15 protein-coding genes and 2 pseudogenes are annotated in these 17,523 nt (G+C 65.9%); 7 read left to right on the top strand and 10 right to left on the bottom strand.

From position 1 onward, the window contains the following. Positions 1-12: 12 nt before the first annotated feature. The 4 genes from RWE79_RS18910 to RWE79_RS18895 form a co-directional block, all read right to left on the bottom strand. Positions 13-828: an ABC transporter permease gene (locus RWE79_RS18910; protein WP_475941259.1), complete on the bottom strand. Its 816-nt coding sequence runs from the start codon at positions 826-828 to the stop codon at positions 13-15. Between the two features lie 90 nt (positions 829-918). After that, complete coding sequence (locus tag RWE79_RS18905; protein ID WP_475941258.1) at positions 919-1,878, bottom strand: ATP-binding cassette domain-containing protein; 960 nt, start codon at positions 1,876-1,878, stop codon at positions 919-921. Between the two features lie 299 nt (positions 1,879-2,177). Next, complete coding sequence (locus RWE79_RS18900; RefSeq protein ID WP_475941257.1) at positions 2,178-2,750, bottom strand: DUF6083 domain-containing protein; 573 nt, start codon at positions 2,748-2,750, stop codon at positions 2,178-2,180. Between the two features lie 158 nt (positions 2,751-2,908). Continuing rightward, positions 2,909-3,217, bottom strand: a complete 309-nt coding sequence (locus tag RWE79_RS18895) for a DUF7677 family protein (RefSeq protein WP_475941256.1) — start codon at positions 3,215-3,217, stop codon at positions 2,909-2,911. A 309-nt stretch (positions 3,218-3,526) separates the two neighbouring features. On the opposite strand from RWE79_RS18895, the gene RWE79_RS18890 reads away from it, so the two are divergent. The 5 genes and pseudogenes from RWE79_RS18890 to RWE79_RS18870 all read left to right on the top strand — a co-directional run bounded on the left by RWE79_RS18890 (position 3,527) and on the right by RWE79_RS18870 (position 8,802). Next, entirely contained in the window at positions 3,527-4,171 is a 645-nt protein-coding gene (locus RWE79_RS18890) for a hypothetical protein (protein ID WP_475941255.1), read from the top strand. Positions 4,172-4,191: 20 nt separating this feature from the next. Next, positions 4,192-4,692 carry a hypothetical protein gene (locus RWE79_RS18885; protein ID WP_475941254.1) on the top strand — a complete coding sequence of 167 codons (501 nt, stop codon included), beginning with the start codon at positions 4,192-4,194 and terminating at the stop codon, positions 4,690-4,692. A gap of 70 nt (positions 4,693-4,762) precedes the next feature. Continuing rightward, positions 4,763-4,930, top strand: a pseudogene (locus RWE79_RS18880) (LacI family transcriptional regulator); the annotation flags it as partial. A gap of 434 nt (positions 4,931-5,364) precedes the next feature. After that, positions 5,365-6,786, top strand: a complete 1,422-nt coding sequence (locus RWE79_RS18875) for an ATP-binding protein (protein ID WP_475941253.1) — start codon at positions 5,365-5,367, stop codon at positions 6,784-6,786. A 1,050-nt stretch (positions 6,787-7,836) separates the two neighbouring features. Beyond that, positions 7,837-8,802, top strand: a complete 966-nt coding sequence (locus RWE79_RS18870) for a DNA-methyltransferase (protein WP_475941252.1) — start codon at positions 7,837-7,839, stop codon at positions 8,800-8,802. On the opposite strand, the gene RWE79_RS18865 is transcribed toward RWE79_RS18870, so the two are convergent. Continuing rightward, the gene (locus RWE79_RS18865; protein WP_475941251.1) at positions 8,741-9,370 is read right to left on the bottom strand and encodes a hypothetical protein; all 630 of its coding nucleotides are present in this window, start codon (positions 9,368-9,370) and stop codon (positions 8,741-8,743) included. The two genes, RWE79_RS18870 and RWE79_RS18865, sit on opposite strands and share 62 nt — an antisense overlap. Before the next feature lie 214 nt (positions 9,371-9,584). Between RWE79_RS18865 and RWE79_RS18860 the strand changes: the two are divergent. Both RWE79_RS18860 and RWE79_RS18855 read left to right on the top strand, forming a co-directional pair. Next, positions 9,585-10,981, top strand: a pseudogene (locus tag RWE79_RS18860) (ISNCY family transposase). A gap of 737 nt (positions 10,982-11,718) precedes the next feature. After that, positions 11,719-12,831, top strand: a complete 1,113-nt coding sequence (locus RWE79_RS18855) for a hypothetical protein (protein ID WP_475941250.1) — start codon at positions 11,719-11,721, stop codon at positions 12,829-12,831. 542 nt (positions 12,832-13,373) lie between these two features. Here RWE79_RS18855 and RWE79_RS18850 read toward each other — a convergent pair. The 5 genes from RWE79_RS18850 to RWE79_RS18830 form a co-directional block, all read right to left on the bottom strand. Continuing rightward, a complete protein-coding gene (locus tag RWE79_RS18850) occupies positions 13,374-14,702 on the bottom strand; it encodes a serine hydrolase domain-containing protein (RefSeq protein WP_475941249.1) in 1,329 nt (442 codons plus the stop codon). Then, positions 14,699-15,619 (bottom strand): aKG-HExxH-type peptide beta-hydroxylase, encoded by a 921-nt coding sequence (locus tag RWE79_RS18845; RefSeq protein WP_475941248.1) that lies wholly within the window; start codon positions 15,617-15,619, stop codon positions 14,699-14,701. The genes RWE79_RS18850 and RWE79_RS18845 overlap by 4 nt, the downstream gene beginning before the upstream one ends. A 102-nt stretch (positions 15,620-15,721) precedes the next feature. Next, positions 15,722-15,865, bottom strand: coding sequence for a hypothetical protein (locus RWE79_RS18840; protein WP_475941247.1), 144 nt, complete (start codon positions 15,863-15,865; stop codon positions 15,722-15,724). 110 nt (positions 15,866-15,975) lie between these two features. Continuing rightward, a complete protein-coding gene (locus RWE79_RS18835) occupies positions 15,976-16,875 on the bottom strand; it encodes a protein kinase domain-containing protein (protein ID WP_475941246.1) in 900 nt (299 codons plus the stop codon). 10 nt (positions 16,876-16,885) lie between these two features. After that, entirely contained in the window at positions 16,886-17,521 is a 636-nt protein-coding gene (locus RWE79_RS18830) for a hypothetical protein (protein ID WP_475941245.1), read from the bottom strand. Positions 17,522-17,523 lie beyond the last annotated feature (2 nt).

The raw sequence follows: 17,523 nt of genomic DNA, 5'->3' as shown, positions 1-17,523 counted from the left end.
GTCACCGGAGGATCATCCGGCGTTCCTGCGGTAGGCGCGCATGGCCAGCGGGAAGAAGACCGCGATCACGCCGGCCATCCAGGCGAGGGTGCCGCCCAGGGAACCGGCGACCGGGCCGCCGTTGAGCAGGCCGCGGACCGCGTCGGCCACCAGGGAGACGGGGTTGACGTCGGACCAGGCCTGGAGCCAGCCGGCCATGTCGTCCCGGGGGACGAAGACGTTGCTGGCGAAGGTGAGCGGCAGGATGAGGATGGTCATCAGGCCCTGTACGGAGGCGGGGTTCTTGATCAGCATGCCGAGGTACACCGAGATCCAGGAGAAGCTGAGGGCGAAGCCGACGAGCAGGGCGAGCGCGGCGAGCGAGGCGACCGGGCCGGTCTCGACGCGGTAGCCGATGACCAGCGCGAGGACGACCAGGGTGCCCAGACAGACGACGTAGCGGACGATGTCGGCAAGGACGGCGCCGATCAGCGGGCTGGAGCGGGCGATCGGCATGCTGCGGAACCGGTCGAAGATTCCGGTACTGACGTCCGCGCAGAGCGAGGCGCCGATGCCGACGCTGGCCTGGAAGACGGCCATGACCATGACGCCTGGGGTGACGAGCTGCAGGTAGCGGTCGGTGTTGCCGCCGGACATGGCCTGCCCGAAGAGGTAGATGAACATCAGCAGGCTGATGATCGGGGTGAGGATCACATCGACCAGCTGGATCGGCGACTTCATGAACTTGGTGACGCCGCGGCCGGCGAGGGCGAAGCTGTGCCGGGCGGTCTGCGCGAGGCCGATACGGCCGGCGAGCTCGGCGTGGGCGCTGAGGGGCTGGGTGCTCATGACGGGGTCCTCTCGGGAAAGTCCGCGCGAAACGGGGAAGCCGGGGGTCCGGGGGCTCGGGGGCTCGGGGGGTCCGGGGGCTCGGGGGGCTCAGACGGTGACGGGCTGGTCGTCGGTGACGGCGGGCGCGTGTCCGGTCAGGGCGAGGAAGACCTCGTCCAGGCTGGGCAGCCGCAGGCCGAGTTCGTCGGCGGCGATGCCGGCGCCGTCCAGGCGGCGGGCGACCGCGGCGACGATCAGCGGGTCGTCGGCCGGCACGGTGAGTACACCGGAGTCCTGGGCGGGGGTGTGTCCGGTCAGCTCGGTGAGCATCCCGACGACCTGCGGCACCTCGGCGGCCACGGTGGGCCGGACCTGGAGGATCTGGCCGCCGACGCGGCGCTTGAGCTCACCGGGTCGGCCTTCGGCGACCTTGCGGCCCTTGTCGAAGACAGTGATGGAGTCGGCGAGCTGGTCGGCCTCCTCCAGGTACTGGGTGGTGAGCAGCACCGTGGAGCCGTCGGCGACCAACTGCCTTACGACGTCCCAGACCTCCTGCCGGGCGTGCGGGTCCAGGCCGGTGGTGGGCTCGTCCAGGAAGAGCACCTCGGGCCGGCCGACCAGTGAGGCGGCCAGGTCCAGACGCCGTCGCATACCGCCGGAGAAGGTGGCGATCGGCTTGCGGGCCGCCTCGGCGAGGGAGAAGTTCTCCAGGAGCCCGGCGGCCCGCGCCCTCGCATCACGCCGGGACAGGCCGAGCAGCCGCCCGATGAGCACCAGGTTCTCGGCGCCGGAGAGGGCCTCGTCCACGGAGGCGTACTGACCGGTCAGCCCGATCAGCTGCCGGACCTTGACCGGGTCCTTGACGACGTCGTGGCCGCCGATGGTGGCCTGTCCGCCGTCGGGGCGCAGCAGCGTGGCCAGGATGCGCACGGTGGTGGTCTTGCCGGCACCGTTGGGGCCCAGGACGCCGACGACCTTGCCGGCCGGGACCTCCAGGTCGACGCCGTCCAGGGCGGTGAAGTCGCCGTACCTCTTGACCAGTCCCTCGGCCCGGATCGCGTACGCCATGTTCAACAACTCCTCGTCAGGTCCTCGTCGTTCTCGACGCCCATGACGATGCCGGGCCCCCCTGACAGCCCGCGGACAGCACGTTGACAGCGGTCCTCGGCAGCTGTCAGGCGCTGTCAGAGGACTCCGCGCCCATCCTGGAAGGTGCTGTCGTGCGCATCCCGGGGCCGGGTCGATGCCCGCTGTCGAAGACGAAGCCCCGTCGGCCGAGGTCGGTGGCCGGGTGCGACTTCGTCGCGTACTGCTCCGGTGGGGAGCCCGCCGCACCGGCCGCACGGCCGGCAGCCGAGGGGGCATGGTCAGGACACGGGCTCATCGGGCTCATCGGGAACGTCCGCCTCGTCGTACTCGTGCTCGTGGCGCTGTCCTCGGAGAAGGTCGGCAAGGCGGGCTTCCTCGACTTCACGCACGGCGTCAGGGCCGCTGCATACCGCTCGGTGCGCCGGCGTGACGAGGTCGCTCGGCAGAGGCTCGATTCCACTGATTTTCACCGCGATCACGTCCACGACGAAGGCCGAGTGCCGCGCCCGAATCGGCTCCAACCGCCAGCGGTACCGTCGGGGCACGTCCTTGGCGCGGACATCCAGAGCCGACAGGTACACCCACTTGTCGTAGTTGGTCGCCAAGTGCCGCACGGGTGCGTGGCAGTCATCGCAAAGCGGTGGGCCTGCCAATGCGATGTCGTCCGGATGCGGGTCCACCCTGCGCGGGGCCGTCGCCCCTTCGTCGGCAGCGATCTCGTCGGCCAGAGCCCGCCAACATCCGTCACACAGCACGGCCATCAGCTTGATGCGCCCCCGCTCCTGTGCGGGCCGGCTCCCGTCCCCGCAACGCTGGCAGAGCTGCCGCTTCGTGTCCCTCGTCGCCCCCATACCTCTGAGTGTGACCGGATATACGCGGAGAGTAGTAGGGCGAGATTTCGCCCAATCGCAGACACGCACGAGTCGGCCCGGTATGCGCCGAGCCACCCGGATCGGCGTCGATCGCCGTGGTTGCGGTACTCCGCTGCTGTATTGACTCGGAGGCCTCTTCAGGGGCCGTGAAGCTCGGTCTCCCAAGCCTCGAACGGAGGCTCCACCCGATAGCCGGGGTCACAGCGGCCGCGGATCCACTGGGCGGCGCGGTACTGGGCCTCGCCATCGTTCAGTGTTTGTCCGTGACCATCGACTTCGAGAACGTTGGCGAAGATCGCAAAGACCATTTCGAGGTCTGAGCCGAATTCGAGCAAGCGGGCACGGTAGTCGATCCCATCGAGCAGATCGACATCCAACGTGCCGTTGCCCAGGTAGAACGCGAAGAACCGGAGAGCGGCTCGCACGTCTGTCGGAAGATGTGTCACGAGATCCCTTCAGGAGGAATGAGGTCCGAGGCGGTTCCTACGCAGTGGGCAACGGCGATCAGGTGGTGGGTCCCGCCGAGGGCGCCGTCATCTACGTCCGGCCGGGTGCGAAGAAGTACAAGCGCGTCCTGTCCTCCGCTCCCACGAACGCGGTCCAGGGGCCCCAGCCCGTGCCGCATCCCACCCCCGGACCGACCCCCGGGGCCGGGCGAGGTGGCGGCGGGCGTGGCGGGGACCGTCGGTGTCACCAGTAGTCGGTTCGCCCTGGCGGCGTGAGGCGATGATGAAGCGGGAAGGAAAACACCCAGCATGAATCCACTGGACGCCCTGATCCGGCAGCATGTGCTCCCGGTCATGAAATCGGCGGGATTCTCCAAGAAGGGCCGGACTTTCCGGCTGGCCGCCGAGAACGGCGATCACACCCTGCTGGACTTCCACACGCATGCCGTCGACCCGGGCAGGATCGTCTTCGACGTCAAGTTCACCATGGTCCCGTCCGCCCTGTGGGCGTGGGTGAACCGGCAGTACCCTGAGCCGCTGCGCCGTGCTCCTGACAGCTCAGGAGCCATGGTGATCTGTCCGGTCATGCCGCCGCCCGAGGTTGCCCACCAGCCCGACGAGGAGATGCCCTTCCGGGCCAGGTGGGCCTTCGCGGAGCCGACGACTCGTGACGGCTGCGGGCAGGAACTGGCCCGGGTCCTCAAGGAAGAGTCGATCCCCCGAATGGTGAGCCTGCTCGATCGCAAGTTCCTGCTGGAGGAAATTCGCATCAATCCCAACAAGGGAATGGTGAGGCTGCACAAGCTCCCGATGTGCGAAGTCATGCTGCGCATCGACGACGACCCGGTCGCGGACGTCGCGGCACTCGTGTCGGAAGCCGAGAACAGCGGAACCTTCCCCCCGTTCATCGCATGGGCCCGCAGTCGGCTGGCCGAGCGCGGTACGACCGGATAGCGACGGAAGAGATCGGACCTGTGGGTTTCTGGGAATCCTTCGTCGTGTGCCGGAGCGAGACGCCGCTCGACGACCTGCGGGCCGTCACCGAACGCCACGACGGCATCGAAGACCACTCGCACCGGCCCGGCGGCTGGCAGGTCGGCCAGTACCCCGGTGCTGAGCTGGCCGACGACGGTCCCGCGATGCTGGCCGAACTGGCAGCGGAGACCGGCTCGCCGGCCCTGGCCGGCTTCGTGCTGGACAGCGACACGATCCACGTCGAAGGCTTCTCAGCGAGCGGCGGTTACTGGCGTGCCTGTCTCTCCCGCGACGCGGCCGAGGCCTACTGCGAGGACGACGACGAGGACTTCGCCGCCGAGTTCCCCACGGCCGAGGAAGCGGCCCGCTCGGCGGCGGCCTGGTCGGTCGAGGCAGGCGGTACGCCCGACTTCCCGGGGCTTGTCGAGGTCTTCGCCATCGCGGAGTCGGACTTCGCGGAAGCGCTGTACTTCGAGCTCCTCGACCGCCTGGGGATCTGAGGGCGCATGCGCCCTGCTCGGCGGTCCGCCCGGCCGCTGACACCGGTCGTGCTCGTCGTCTCGTTCCTGACCTTCGCCCTCCAGATGTTCCCGCTGTCGTGCGGGTGCCTGCTGGCGGACCTGGATGGACGACGTCGACACACCCCACGTGCTCATGGATGAGCGGATGGGCCACATCGACGGATCAGTCTCGGCGCGGTACTCCCGCGTGACGCGGGACATGCGCCGCCGGCTGCTCCGGGTTCGGTCGAGGGAGCTGCCGGGAGACCTGAATTCCTTGATCGTCTCCCAAAATTCTCCAACGGGGTATGAAAACCAGTCAGGGGCCTGATCCACTGAGTGGATCAGGCCCCTGACCTGGTCTTACGAAGTCGGGGTGGCGGGATTTGAACCCACGGCCTCTTCGTCCCGAATCACGGGCACAGCGGTCGCTGAGGTCATCTACGCACGTCAGAGGCCGTGCGGGGGTTGTTGACGGTCGCTGCTGGCCGGGATGGTCGCTGTACTTCGCTGCTGTACTTCTGAAGCGGCGTGGTCGTGCAGTCAGTCCGTCCTCCGTGAGCTGGCCAGGGAAGCGAGACTCGCCGTCGATACTTGTGTCAGGGATAGTATTCTTTGCACTACTATCTTTATCGCTAGTATTGCTGTGCTGCCACGACGGGATCTATCCTCATGCATCGTTTCATCGGCAGGGATCGAGAACTGCGCACGCTGCGAAACGCGATCGACGAGGTCCGCGAGGCCGTCGGTGCGGCTCAGCCCGGCCAGTGTGTGCTCATGCGCGGCAGGCGGCGTGTCGGGAAGTCCACTCTGGTCGAGGAGTTCCTGCGGCAGGCGGCGGTCCCACACCTTTTCTTCACCGCCGGCGGCGGTTCCGCCGAGGACGAACTGGCGGAACTGCTCGACGCTGTGGCCGGCTCCACTCTGCCGGATCACTCGCTCTTCGCGGAGGAGACGCCGAGCCAGTGGAACGCAGCCTTCCGGCTCCTGGCGGAGATCCTGCCCGACGACACGCCGAGCGTGGTGGTGATCGACGAGGTGCCCTACCTGATGGAGCGCATCGATGCCTTCGAGGGCATGCTCCAGCGTGCCTGGGACCGGTTGCTCAGCCGCAAGCCCGTCCTGTTGCTGCTGGTGGGGTCGGATCTGTCGATGATGGAGGCGCTCAACAGCTACGACCGTCCGTTCCACCAGCGCGGGCGAGAGATGGTCGTGGGTCCGCTGAACCCGGCCGACATCAGCGAGATGCTCGACCTGGAGCCGGCCGCCGCCTTCGACGCCGCACTGATCACCGGCGGCCTTCCGCTGGTCTGCCGGGAGTGGCAGCCCGGGACCTCCATGTGGGACTTCCTTGATGCGGCGCTGGAGAACCCGATCTCCGCTCTGCTGGTCTCGGCCGAGCGGTCGCTCGCCGCGGAGTTTCCCCCGCAGGCGATGGGCAGGGAAGTGCTGCGGGCGATCGGGTCGGGTGAGCGGACCTTCACCAATATCGCGCGCGCTGCCGGTGGCATCGCCCACAGCACCCTCACCAGGGCAGCTGATCTGTTGATCGACAAGCGCGTCGTGGCGGCCGAACTTCCGATCTCCCTGCACCCCTCGAAAGAGCGCCGCTACCGAGTGGCGGACCCCTATCTGCGCTTCTGGCTGGCGTTTCTCGATCCGCATATGGCAGAGATCGAGCGCATGCGAGGCGACCTCACCCTGGCCCGCGTAAGGGATCAGTGGACCAGTTGGCGAGGACGTGCCGTCGAGCCGCTGATCCGGGAGTCCCTCGCCCGTATCCTGCCCGACGGCGAGCTGCCTGCCGTTCCCGTCGTCGGCGGCTACTGGACCCGCAGCAACGACATCGAGATCGATCTCGTTGGCGCCGACCGGCAGCCCGTAGCCAAGCAGTTGTTGTTCCTGGGGTCGATCAAGTGGCTGGAGACCTCCCGGTTCGACGCCCACGATCTGGCGGCCCTGCACAAGCACAGAGCCGCGCTCACCGACGATCCGATCCCGCTTGTCGCGGTCTCCCGAAGCGGCGTCAGCTGTTCCGGACTCCAGGCAATTTTCGGGCCAGAAGAATTGCTCAGCGCCTGGCGCCCCCGCTAGCCGAAGGCCACGCGAAGTCGGCGGTGGACCCTGCTGGCGCGATGGTTCACCGAGAGGACCGAAGGCCGATGAAGGTCATGAGAGGTCCAAGCGGTTGCTGTACTTTAGTGCCCCGAATACGTCAGAGGCCCTGTCCAGTGATCTGGACAGGGCCTCTGACCTGGGTCGGGGTGGCGGGATTTGAACCCACGGCCTCTTCGTCCCGAATCACGGGCAGAGCGGTTATTGAGGTCATTTAAGCACGTCAGAGGCCGTACTGGGGTCGTTGACGGTCACTGTAGGTCGGGGTGGTTGCTGTACTTCGCTGCTGTACTTTTCGGCGGCGGTACATGGGCACGGACCGTGGGTGGCACCGTGCTGGGCTGTACTGGAGGCCACCGCGCTCCGGCGGGAGTCCTGGCAGGGCTTGCCGCCGCGTTGAGGCAGGTCTAGCGCAGCCTGAGTACGGGCCACCCCGTCAGCCACACCGCTTCTCCTACACACTGCTGTGGATCGTAGTCATCGGCGCCTGCGCCGCGAGAGTGATCACGGCGTTGTCAGTGAGCGTTTTCAGCGTTGCCTCTCCAGGGTGAGGACGGCTTTGGCGAGGACGCTCAGTGATCAAGGGGATGCGTGCCCCTGGAGTCCCCTGCTGCGCTTGGTGACTCCGCGAAGCGGCGGATCGCATCCGCAGCTTCGTACCAAGCAGTGGAGATGAAGTGGGACTACCCGTCATGTCGAGAAAGGTCGGCTGGCGCGATTTTCGATCTTGGGCACGGACTCGGCAGATAATGGACAGCGAGCTCGGCTTGCTGTAACGTCTGACGTCTGGACGTCTTTGGAGGCTGGAATGAGCACGACTCGACGTAGCCCTGGTTCGGTGCGGGATGCAATCATTGCGCATCTTTCTTCGACACATCCACAGCCGCAGAGCGCTGCTGAGATCTGTGTGGCAGTCTCCGCCCTATTGGGCAGCGATGTGGCGACGTCATCCGTTCGGTCGTACTTGAGACTAAACGTACCAGGAACATTCACTAAAACATCTTACGGTCACTACACATTGAGCTCCAAGTGACGAACAGCGATTCTGGCGATATTCAAGCGCCAATTTTTCCAATGCCTGCATTCACTTACGGTCAGGCGAATCTCTACCATGCTGACTGCCTGGACTGGCTAGCCGCTCAGCCCGAGAACAGTATCCATGGATGTGTCACTGATCCACCCTACGGGCTGGTGGAGTATACGGCTCACGAGCAGAAAAAGTTGCGCTCGCGCAAGGGTGGAGTTTGGAGGATTCCTCCGACCTACGACGGTCATACTCGCTCACCTCTTCCGCGCTTTACGACGCTAACTAGCGCCGACCTCGAACACTTGCAGAAATTCTTCCTGGAATGGTCAGAGGCGATCAAGCGCGTGCTAGTTCCAGGCGCTCATGTGATTGTTGCAGCCAATCCACTGGTCTCCCACTTCGTCAGCGTCTCCATGGACAAGGCTGGCTTGGAACGCCGAGGTGAAGTCGTTCGCCTTGTGCAGACGATGCGTGGAGGGGACCGCCCAAAGAATGCTCATGAGGAATTTCCCGACGTAAGCGTGATGCCTCGATCCCAATGGGAGCCATGGATTCTTTTCCGCAAACTCCCCGAAGGGACAATCGCAGACAATCTGCGAAAGTGGAAAACGGGTGGTTTGCGTCGAATCAGCGATAAACAGCCATTTGGTGATGTAATTCGCTCCTCGCCTACCCGCACCCTAGAGCGGAAAATTGCGAACCACCCGAGCCTAAAGCCTCAGGATTTCCTGCGGCAAGTAGTTCGGGCGATGTTGCCCCTTGGCGAGGGAATTATCTTGGACCCTTTTGCAGGATCTGGATCGACCCTCGCCGCCGCAGAGGCGGTTGGATACGAGAGTGTGGGAGTTGAGTTCGATCAAGCCTACATTGAGATTGCAAAGGAGGCTATGCCAAAGCTTGCCGAGCTCAAACTAGAGGATGCGAAGAAGGATTCAGATCGCGGTAAACCCAGCTCTGCCGAAGCTTAGAAATCCCGTCTTTGTCTAGAGTGGCAGTCCGAGTTCCCAGCTCGCTGCGTTCGTTTTTCCTGAAGTCGTCAGCGTCTACGTGGCCCAAGTACACCTCGGTGAATGTGATCGGAAATCGTTCCCAGGCTGGCTGCGTCTTCGTGTCGATTGTGTATACAAAGACGCAAAGCCACTGAGTGCGGGCCCCGTGTGTATCAACTGCACCGCCACGTTTCCGCGTGCTCTTCACCTCAACTCCAAATTCACCAGAGGCAACTGCATTGTTTGCATAGCGACCTTCCACAATGAGGCCGGGGTGACCATTGAACGCCTCGTTTTCACAGAGCGTGCGAGAATGCTTTGCGAGACTCGTTGTCAACATGTCGGAAATGATCCCCGAGCATGCTGCGGGGCGCAGCATGTCATCGAATCTCCGAAGCCCCTTTTCATGAAGACTTACATTCACGTCATAGAAGAAATCGTAGACGTCCTGCATCGCTGACTCGAAGTCGATAATCCTCAGCTTAAAGGGCAGGCTTGGTGCCGGATTAAAAAGACCGGTCTTTACTTGGTTGCGCACGATAGACATGAGCGTCATTGTAGATGCTCGGGACGCACCTACGTGCGCACGAGGCAAATCCGCGTACCGGTATAGCGAGTTCCGGTTCTTCTGTCCCCCATGGCTAGCTACTTGCCCCTGAAGAAGTCGGGGCTTGCGCTGGGGTGACCTGGGCGGAGGGCTGGTGCGGGCTGTCCGTGGCCGCCACAGTGGTGGTGGGTTGAGGCGGCCGGGGGTGGTGGCGATGTTGCGTGTGTCTGGGCCACAGGACACGTGGTGGGAGGTGCTGCCGCAGCAAGCGCGGCGGCTGCCCGCAGAGCTGGCCGAGATCGACGGGTACCTGGATGACGAACGGTTCATCGCCCCGTGGCGGGCGGTGTTCGCCGAACGCCTGGGGCGGCCGTCGGTCCCGGTCGAGACGTTGCTGCGGCTGCTGTACCTCAAACACCGGTACCAGCTCGGCTACGAGACGCTCTGCCGTGAGGTGGCGGACTCGCTGAGCTGGCGGCGGTTCTGCCGGATCCCGCTGACCTCCCCGGTGCCGCACCCGACCACGCTGGTCAAGCTCGTGCGCCGCAGCGGCCCCCAGATCATCGAGCAGCTCAACGCCGCACTGCTGGGCAAGCTGGTGGAGGACAAGCTGCTGCGGTGCCGCAAGCTGCGCATCGACACCACGGTGATCGAGGCCGACATCGACCACCCCACGGACGCCGACCTGCTGGAGCACGGGGTCTGCAAGCTGGGCAGGCTGGTGCGTCGGATCAAGGCCGCCGGCGCCGCCGGGCGCACTCCTTTCCGGGACCGCAGCCGATCAGCGGGACGCCGCCTGAAGCAGATCTCCCAGACGCTGCGACGCTGCACCGGCCAGGCCCTGGGCGGTGCAGCGTCGCAGCACCGGCCAGGCCCTGGGCGAGATCGACCGGCTCACCGGCGAGGTCGCCGTCATCGCCAATGCGACGCTGCGGAATGTGGCCGCCGTGGAGCGCACCGTGCGGCGCGCGCTGCGCAGGCGGCCCTCGGGGCGGCTGGCGCACCTGGTCGGTGAGCTGGCCGAGACGGTGGCGGGCACCTGGCGCCTGCTGGAACAGACCGCGCTACGGCTGGCGGGGATCCGCACGATCCCCGACCGGCTGGTGTCGTTAGCCGAGCCCGATGCCCGGCCGATCCGCAAGGGCAAGCCCCAGCACCCCACCAGTTCGGCTACACCGCGCTGGTGGCCGAGGACGAAGACGGCTTCGTCGCCGACCACCAGGTCAACCGCGGGAACCCGGCCGATGCCCCGCAGTTGGTGCCCGCGATCGAACGGGTGACCGCTCTGACCGGTCGTGTTCCGGCAACCGTGGTCGCCGACCGCGGCTTCGGCACTGCGGCCAACGACCGGGCATTGGCCGAATTCGGGTCCGGCGGATCGGCCTCCAACGCACCGGCACCCCGGGAAAGGCCCGCCGGGAGTACGAACGCAGCCGCCCGTTCCGACGGATGCGCAACTGGAGAGTCGGTATCGAAGCCCGCATCAGCCACCTCAAGCGCAGTTTCGGCTTCCGCCGCACCCGACTGCGCCGCCTGGCCGGCGCCCAGACCTGGGCCGGACTCGGGATCTTCGCCTACAACCTGCACCGGATGACAGTCCTCGGCCGGTGAACAAGGAAGGACAACTCAGCCCCGCCCGGGAGCAGGTGTCAGCAACAGCCCGCCCACCAGGCCAAATCCCTTTTCAGGGGCAAGTAGCTAGCTGCGCCCGAGGGCATGGTGCAGCCAGGGCACTCAACAGCCGGGTGACCGCGTGGCTACGCTGGGCATAGTGGTACGAGGGGTGTGAGAGAGGGCGCCACGAACGCGATGAAGCTCCGGTTGCACAGGGAGACTTCCCGAAGTCTCCCTGAAGCACGGGTACTTCGATGCGCCGTCAGCCTGCCATCGTGTGCCCGGTCAAGTCGCCCGTCCTGGATGGCGTGGCGTGGTAGTCGCTGGCGGAGCGGGTACAGGTGCTACCCGACCCGCGTCGGTGCCGTCGGGTGTGATACCCATTCGTAGTGCTGCTGCTGGTCGCTGTCTCGGCCGCCAGCGCACGGTCTTGTACGGCCGTAGGCCAGCGGTCCTGGAGCGTCCCCCGGTCCGGCTCGATGCCCTGCCGTGAGACGCGATGACCGTGGGCGTCGCGCCCAGTACCCCTAGGATCCAGGGGCTCCTCGGCCTAGCTTGTCCCGGCGGCCCGATCCGACTTGGCTGGTGACCGATCCTGCCGACGATGAGTCGGTGGCCGTTGACAGCAAGGCCGCCAGTGGCCACCGCTACGGCAGCGTGCCCGCCCCTACTTGCTGGCTGCGATGGCCACAGGCGAACGGACAGCCATGCTCAGGCCGGGTAACATGCTTGCCATGCCTGAACAGTTCCAGAACCCGCTTTCGGATTATGAAAGTACTCTCTGTCTGCCCGCGGGATTTACGACTCGCCCCAATGGATCTGTAGATCCCCATGCGGACGCTGCTATTGAATGGCTGGAATACCAGCGGCCGCGGAGGCAAAGCTTTTGGCCGGCGCTCTGCCTTGCTTTTATTGGGCAAGCTGAAGCAGTATTGAAGGCCACAGAAAGACCGCGTGTTGATAACCCCTTCGTGTCGGTCGTGCGCAAAAGTACATCGGCCAATAGGGCGATTGATCAACTAGTATGGCTCGTGGGGGAGATAGAATTTTCCACAAGGCCCTATTACAATGCGGCGGAGCGGGTAATTATTGGCGATATGCATCGAGAGCACCCCTCGGCTGCGGCTCATGCCACGTCAAAGTGGGAGATGTACAGACAGTTCATTGAAGAAATGTTCTCTGCGCTTCCGAGTGGGCGCCTGAAAATTGCAAATTGGATTTGGGAGACAGGAGTACTTGCGCAGCCTCTGACGATCAGTACAGCTAGTAGGACTCGCCAGCCGCGCCCATTTCTGGAGATGCTGAAGCATCTTGACCGGGGTTCTGGGCGTACGGGGGGCGCCATTTTTCAGGCACTTGTTTATGCGTACCTCTATGCCGACTCGCCGACTCTAACTGTCATTTCTCAGCGCGTTAACACCGGATCGCGTCGGGCTGGTGTCGTTGGGGATGTTAGCGGATACCTCGGGGAGCATGTGGTGTTGGCAGCGGAGGCTAAGGACAAGGACCTTGACGGGGGCGATATTAGCGAGCTGACGACCTTCATCAATGAATCCTCTGCTTTTCCTGATATGGATGCGGTGGTATTCGCCAGAAGCTTCGATCCTGCACTCGAGGATCATCTCAATTCTGTACAAGTGCGCACATTTCCGCTTGATCTGATGATAAGAACGGTAAGCCTATGGGATGTTCCTAAGCAGGAAAATGCCGTGCGTGCCGTACGTTTCTTCCTCGGGCAGATCCAGCGTAGCGCCGCGCTAATTGAACGAGTAGACCTCTTCTTGCAAAGCCTTGTCGATGTTGCTAAATCTGATGGTGAAGAGGTCATTGGAGGCAGTGGTGAGTAGGTTGGTTGAGTATAGATAGTCCGGCAGTTCGAGCCTGACTAATCACGCCGCTGTTTGGCTGACTATGCATTCATCCGACCAGTAGTTCCTTGGCGCCCCGAGAAGGTCAAGTTAGTTGAACTCTGGCGGAAGGCAAGTGCCTGTCTGCGATCAATATTTCACTTGGTCCATCTGAAGGGAGAGGTTCTGTCAATGTTCCCGCAGAATCGATTCAGGTTTACGTCTGGTGCAGGAGCCGCAGAGCGTCTAAACCTCGATCCTTCATGACGGTCCGTCGGTTCTTCCAGCGGGCCGTTTCGCTGTTGCGGGCTGGCCATGGGAATGCTGGTGGCCCGGCTGTCGCATCGGTTCCTTCCCGTTGCCGGAGGCCGGAGGGCGCAGGCTGCGGGCTGACGGCGACGGGTGAACCCAAATTGAGCCGTCGCCGACACGGACAGGACTGGCCGGCGAGTTCCCGTTGACTGACGATCCGCTGCTGCTGGACACGCGGGTCTCATCCCGCTCGCTGCGGCATCCCCCTCCGGGCACCGTCGACGTGATCGTCATATTGACTGGTAGAGAAGGTCGGGCGCCCGTTCGAGGTCCAAGATGAAACTGTTGGGTCGGGTACCCCATTGTCCCTGCAGGGTGAGGGTGTAGCCGTCGGCTTTGTAGGTCGTGCTGCTGGTTGGAGTGAGGCGGTCAGGCGTGCCTCGGCGCCACACGTACAGTGCGCCGTTCTGGCTGGAGAGCCGGAGCGTGCCGGGGACCTGGTCGCAGGTATAGGTGCCGAGCATGGTATGCGGAATCTCGCTGGCTCTGTCGGTGTCCGGGGCGGGAGGCTGGGCAGCCGGAGGTATCGGGTGGTGAGCGCCGACCGCGTGGGCGAGGAGGCTGTCGAGGTCCTGGCCGGGGTCGCGGTGAAGAGCGGTGAGGACGGTGGCGGCGATGTGGTCGGCGGCGATGGCGGCGTGGTTGGACAGGCTGATGACCCGCAGGCCCTGTTCGGTGAGGTGGGTGGCTGCGGAGAAGCCCTGTTCGTGGCCGTAGTGGAAGACGGCCGTGTGTGTGGGGCGGGGGTCTGCGTACAGGCCGGGCCCGTACAGGTAGGGCTCGTGATCGCTGAGCTGGTAGGGGAGTTCGCTCGCGAACGGCAGGGTCTGCGGCTTCTCAGCCCAGTCGCGGTGGACATGGCTGAGCCAGCGGTCCAGGTCGGCGGCGGTACACCACAGGGAACCAGGACCGGAAAGAGTCACGGGCCGGGCACAGTGCTTCCATCCGTGGTGCGTCGTGATGTAGCTGGCGGCGGCGCCGGGGATGACCTGGCCGGGGTCGGTCCTGAAATGGGCGGAGGTCATGCCCAAGGGGGTGAAGACCATGTGCCGTGCGAGTTCGTCGAGGTCGGTGCCGTGGACGGAGCGCAGGATCTCGGCGAGCAGGAGGTAGCCGGTGTTGCTGTAGAGGAAGCGTCCGGGCGGGACGGCCCGGCCGCTCTGCCGGTAGGCGAGTTCGACGAGGTCGTTGGCGGTGTAGTGGTCCAGGTCGCGGAATCCGGCGAGGGAGAGCAGGGACTCGGCGTCTCGGACGCCGCCGTGGTGGAGCAGGAGGTCGGCGATGGTGACGTCGGGAACGCGGAGGCGTGGAAGGAAGCGCGCTGCGGGTTGGTCGAGGGAGAGCAGGCCATGGCGGGCGGTGTGCATGACGAGGTGGGCGGTGATCTGCTTGCCGACCGAGCCGACGTTGAAGGCGGTGGTCTCCCCGATGGGGACGGCCAGTTCGAGATTGGCGTTGCCCGTGTGCAGGTGCACCGGGGGCTGGTCGGCCGGGTGGACGAGCAGGGATATTCCGGGGCTGTTGGCCGGCGGGGTCTGGGGAGTCTGGGGGATGCTCATTGGCGGAGAGCCTCCTGGTGGACTGCGCGCAGGCGGTTCCGAAGGTCGGTGTCGGAGACCAGTGTGAGGGCTTGGGCGTGGTCTTCAGACGTGCTGGCGAGGAGGTCGCGCTGCTGTTTGAGGTAGGCGGCCAGGAATCGCTGGAGGTCTCCGGTGGTGGAGTCCAGGATGCGCGCGGTGTAGATCATGGTGAGGGGGAAGGCCCAGCAGGCGTGCAGGAAGCCGAAGGCCGGGCGCATGGTCTTCTTCCACGGAGAGAAGAACTGTGCCTCTTCGCTGATCTTGCTTCCGGTGGCGGTGAGGGCGTCGTTGAGCCAGTTGTGGCCGGCCTCGTGGATGAGGTCGCGGGCGAGGACGACCGGGGCGCCGACGTGGTCGCAGAAGATGGTGCCGGGTAGCCGGGTGATGGTCCAGCTGTCGAGGGTGTCGCCGAGGGATTTGTGCCGCAGCAGGCAGACGACGATGGCGTGGGCGGCGAGCAGGTCGGCGAAGCCGGTCTCAGCAGCTGTGGTGAACGCGGTGTCGGCCAGGGCCTGTAGCTCGCGCGTGGCGGCGGCGGTGTCGGGGCCGAGCACGTAGTAGGGCGTCTCCGAGATTGCCGAGCGGGGCAGTCGGGCGAGGTCGGGAGCGAGGATGACGCGGGGGCCGGCCGTGGTGGGTGTGGACAGGGCTGAGGCGTTCGCGTCGGGGTGGGTGGCGTACCAGTCGAAGGCGGCGGTGTCGCGGCTTCGGGCGGCAGCTTCGGCGCCTTCGAGGACGTGGTGGGACAAGGCGTATTCGGCGGCTTCTGGCACTCCGGTGATGGAGGCGGTGACCGGTGGCGGGGCGGTGGGGCTGGTGATGGTTCGGATCCGGCGGGTGCGGGATCGGTGCAGGTGCTGGATGGGGGCGAAGCGGAAGGCGGCCGGTGCGTCCACGGGTGGGCCTCCTGGGTTGAGGGTGGGCCTGGGGCCGGGCCGGGTGGTCCGGCCCCAGGTGGTTGTCACGGGCGGCGCTGGCGCCGCTCCGGCGGTGCGGTGTTACGCGACGGTGCCGGCCTCGGCGGTCGGCCAGCCTTCGGCCGAGACGCTGGAGGTGTGGGCGGTGGTGCGGACGGTGTCGTCGTCGCCGCGCAGGTCGTCGACGGCGGCGAGGAAGTCGGTGATCCGGTCGTTGGTGTCCATGGGTGCTCGTCCTTCCAGTTGACGGTTGGGGTCGTGCACGTGCCCGAGTGCTTCCGGGTGCGGGGGTGAGCGTGCGGTCGGCATCGCCGCGTACCTTCCGTTCGGGTGGGTCAGCGTCCGCGCTGGGCCGGCGCGGCGGCCGGGAAGGCCGCCTGCCGCAGCGCGTCGCGCAGGTCGCCCATCGGAGGCCGGTCTCCCGGCGCCGGGGCGAGGGCTGCGACGATCAGGGGGCGCAAGGTCGCCGGGGTGGCGGCCAGGCGGTGGTGGCCGCTGAGGCGGGGGATGTCCGCGCAGAGGAAGCGGTAGGCAAGGACGGCAAGGCTGAAGACGTCGGCCGCTTCGGTGGCCATGTCGTAGGCGGTGGCGTACTCCGGGGGCCAGTGAACCTCGGGGCCGCGTCCGGCGGGCCCTCGGCGTTTGCCGGTGCGGCGAGCCGCTCCCAGGTCGGTGATCAATCCCCGGCCGTCGCGGATGAGGATGTTCTCCTGGTAGACGTCGCGGTGCACGATTCCGTGCTCGTGGAGGGCCTGGAGTCCGTCGGCTACGTCGGCGAGGATGCCGAGCCCGGTGCTCTGGGCTTCGGAGTTGGCGCCGGGTGGGCTGGTGAGCAGGGGCCGGAAGTTGCCGCCGGAGCAGTACGGCATGGTGTACCAGTCGAAGCGGTCGGTGCTGCCCTGCTCCAGCAGGGGCACGACGTTGCGGGCGGCCGACGCGTCGCGGGTGACGGCGACCTCGTGGCGGAAGTCTTCGCGGGTCAGGGCCCGCTCTTGCTCGGTGAGTTCGGCGTACCAGTAGAAGCCGTAGGCGGCCCGCCTGGTGTCATTGTCGAGTTCGGCCAGGACGTGGTTGCTGCCGAAGCCAGCCTTGAGCACGACCGGGGGCTCTTCGCTGCGGCTGGCCAGGATCAGAGTGCTGGCGCGGGTGAAGGCGAGCAGGTCGTGCACGTGCCACCCGGTGTCGCGGACCTGGTCAAGGACCCAGGCGGCGGGGTGCAGCGGATGCAGATCCATGTCCAGCTCCTCATATTCGGGACTGCGGTCGGGTGGCTTTACGCAGTTGGTCCAGGCAGGCCCCGGCCACCGGGTCGATGTCGTGCTCGGTGGTGCAGGGATGCCGGAGTACCGGCAGGCCGGTCGCCTGTGTCCAGGCCGTTGCGGCTTGCTGGTAGAGATCGGCGAGGCGGGCAGCGGTGGCCGGGTCTTCGGCGAAGCGCCGCCCGCTGGCCCGGCGGGCGAGCCGCGTGTCGCAGATTTCGGGCGGGGTGTTCAGCAGAACGGTGAGCTGCGGGCGCAGGACGGTGATGTCGGCCAGGTGCCGGATGTAATAGTCGACCGGTTGGTGGTGCAGCAGAGCCAGCAGGCAGGCCGTGGAGAGGGTGAGTCGGTCGGCGATCACCGGGCCGAGGGTCAGGGCGGGGGCGAGGTTGTAGCGGGCGTGCAGTTCCAGGTCGCGGCGGACCGCGTCGACGGCGTCGCGGGGTTCGGGGGCCGGGCGGCCGGCGCGTAAGCCGACGATGGTGCGGGTGGCGTCCAGCGACAGCCAGGAGAACTGGCCGATGTGTCCGACCGGGATGTCCTCGGCTGTGGCAGCGGCCAGGATGCGGTCACGTACGGTGCTTTTCCCGGCGCCGGCAATTCCTTCGATGGCCAGTAGCACCG

It is taken from the genome of Streptomyces sp. RLA131, from assembly GCF_056270125.1.
The sequence above is the reverse complement of the archived record's forward strand: the minus strand, read 5'-3'. Positions and strand labels throughout refer to the sequence as shown.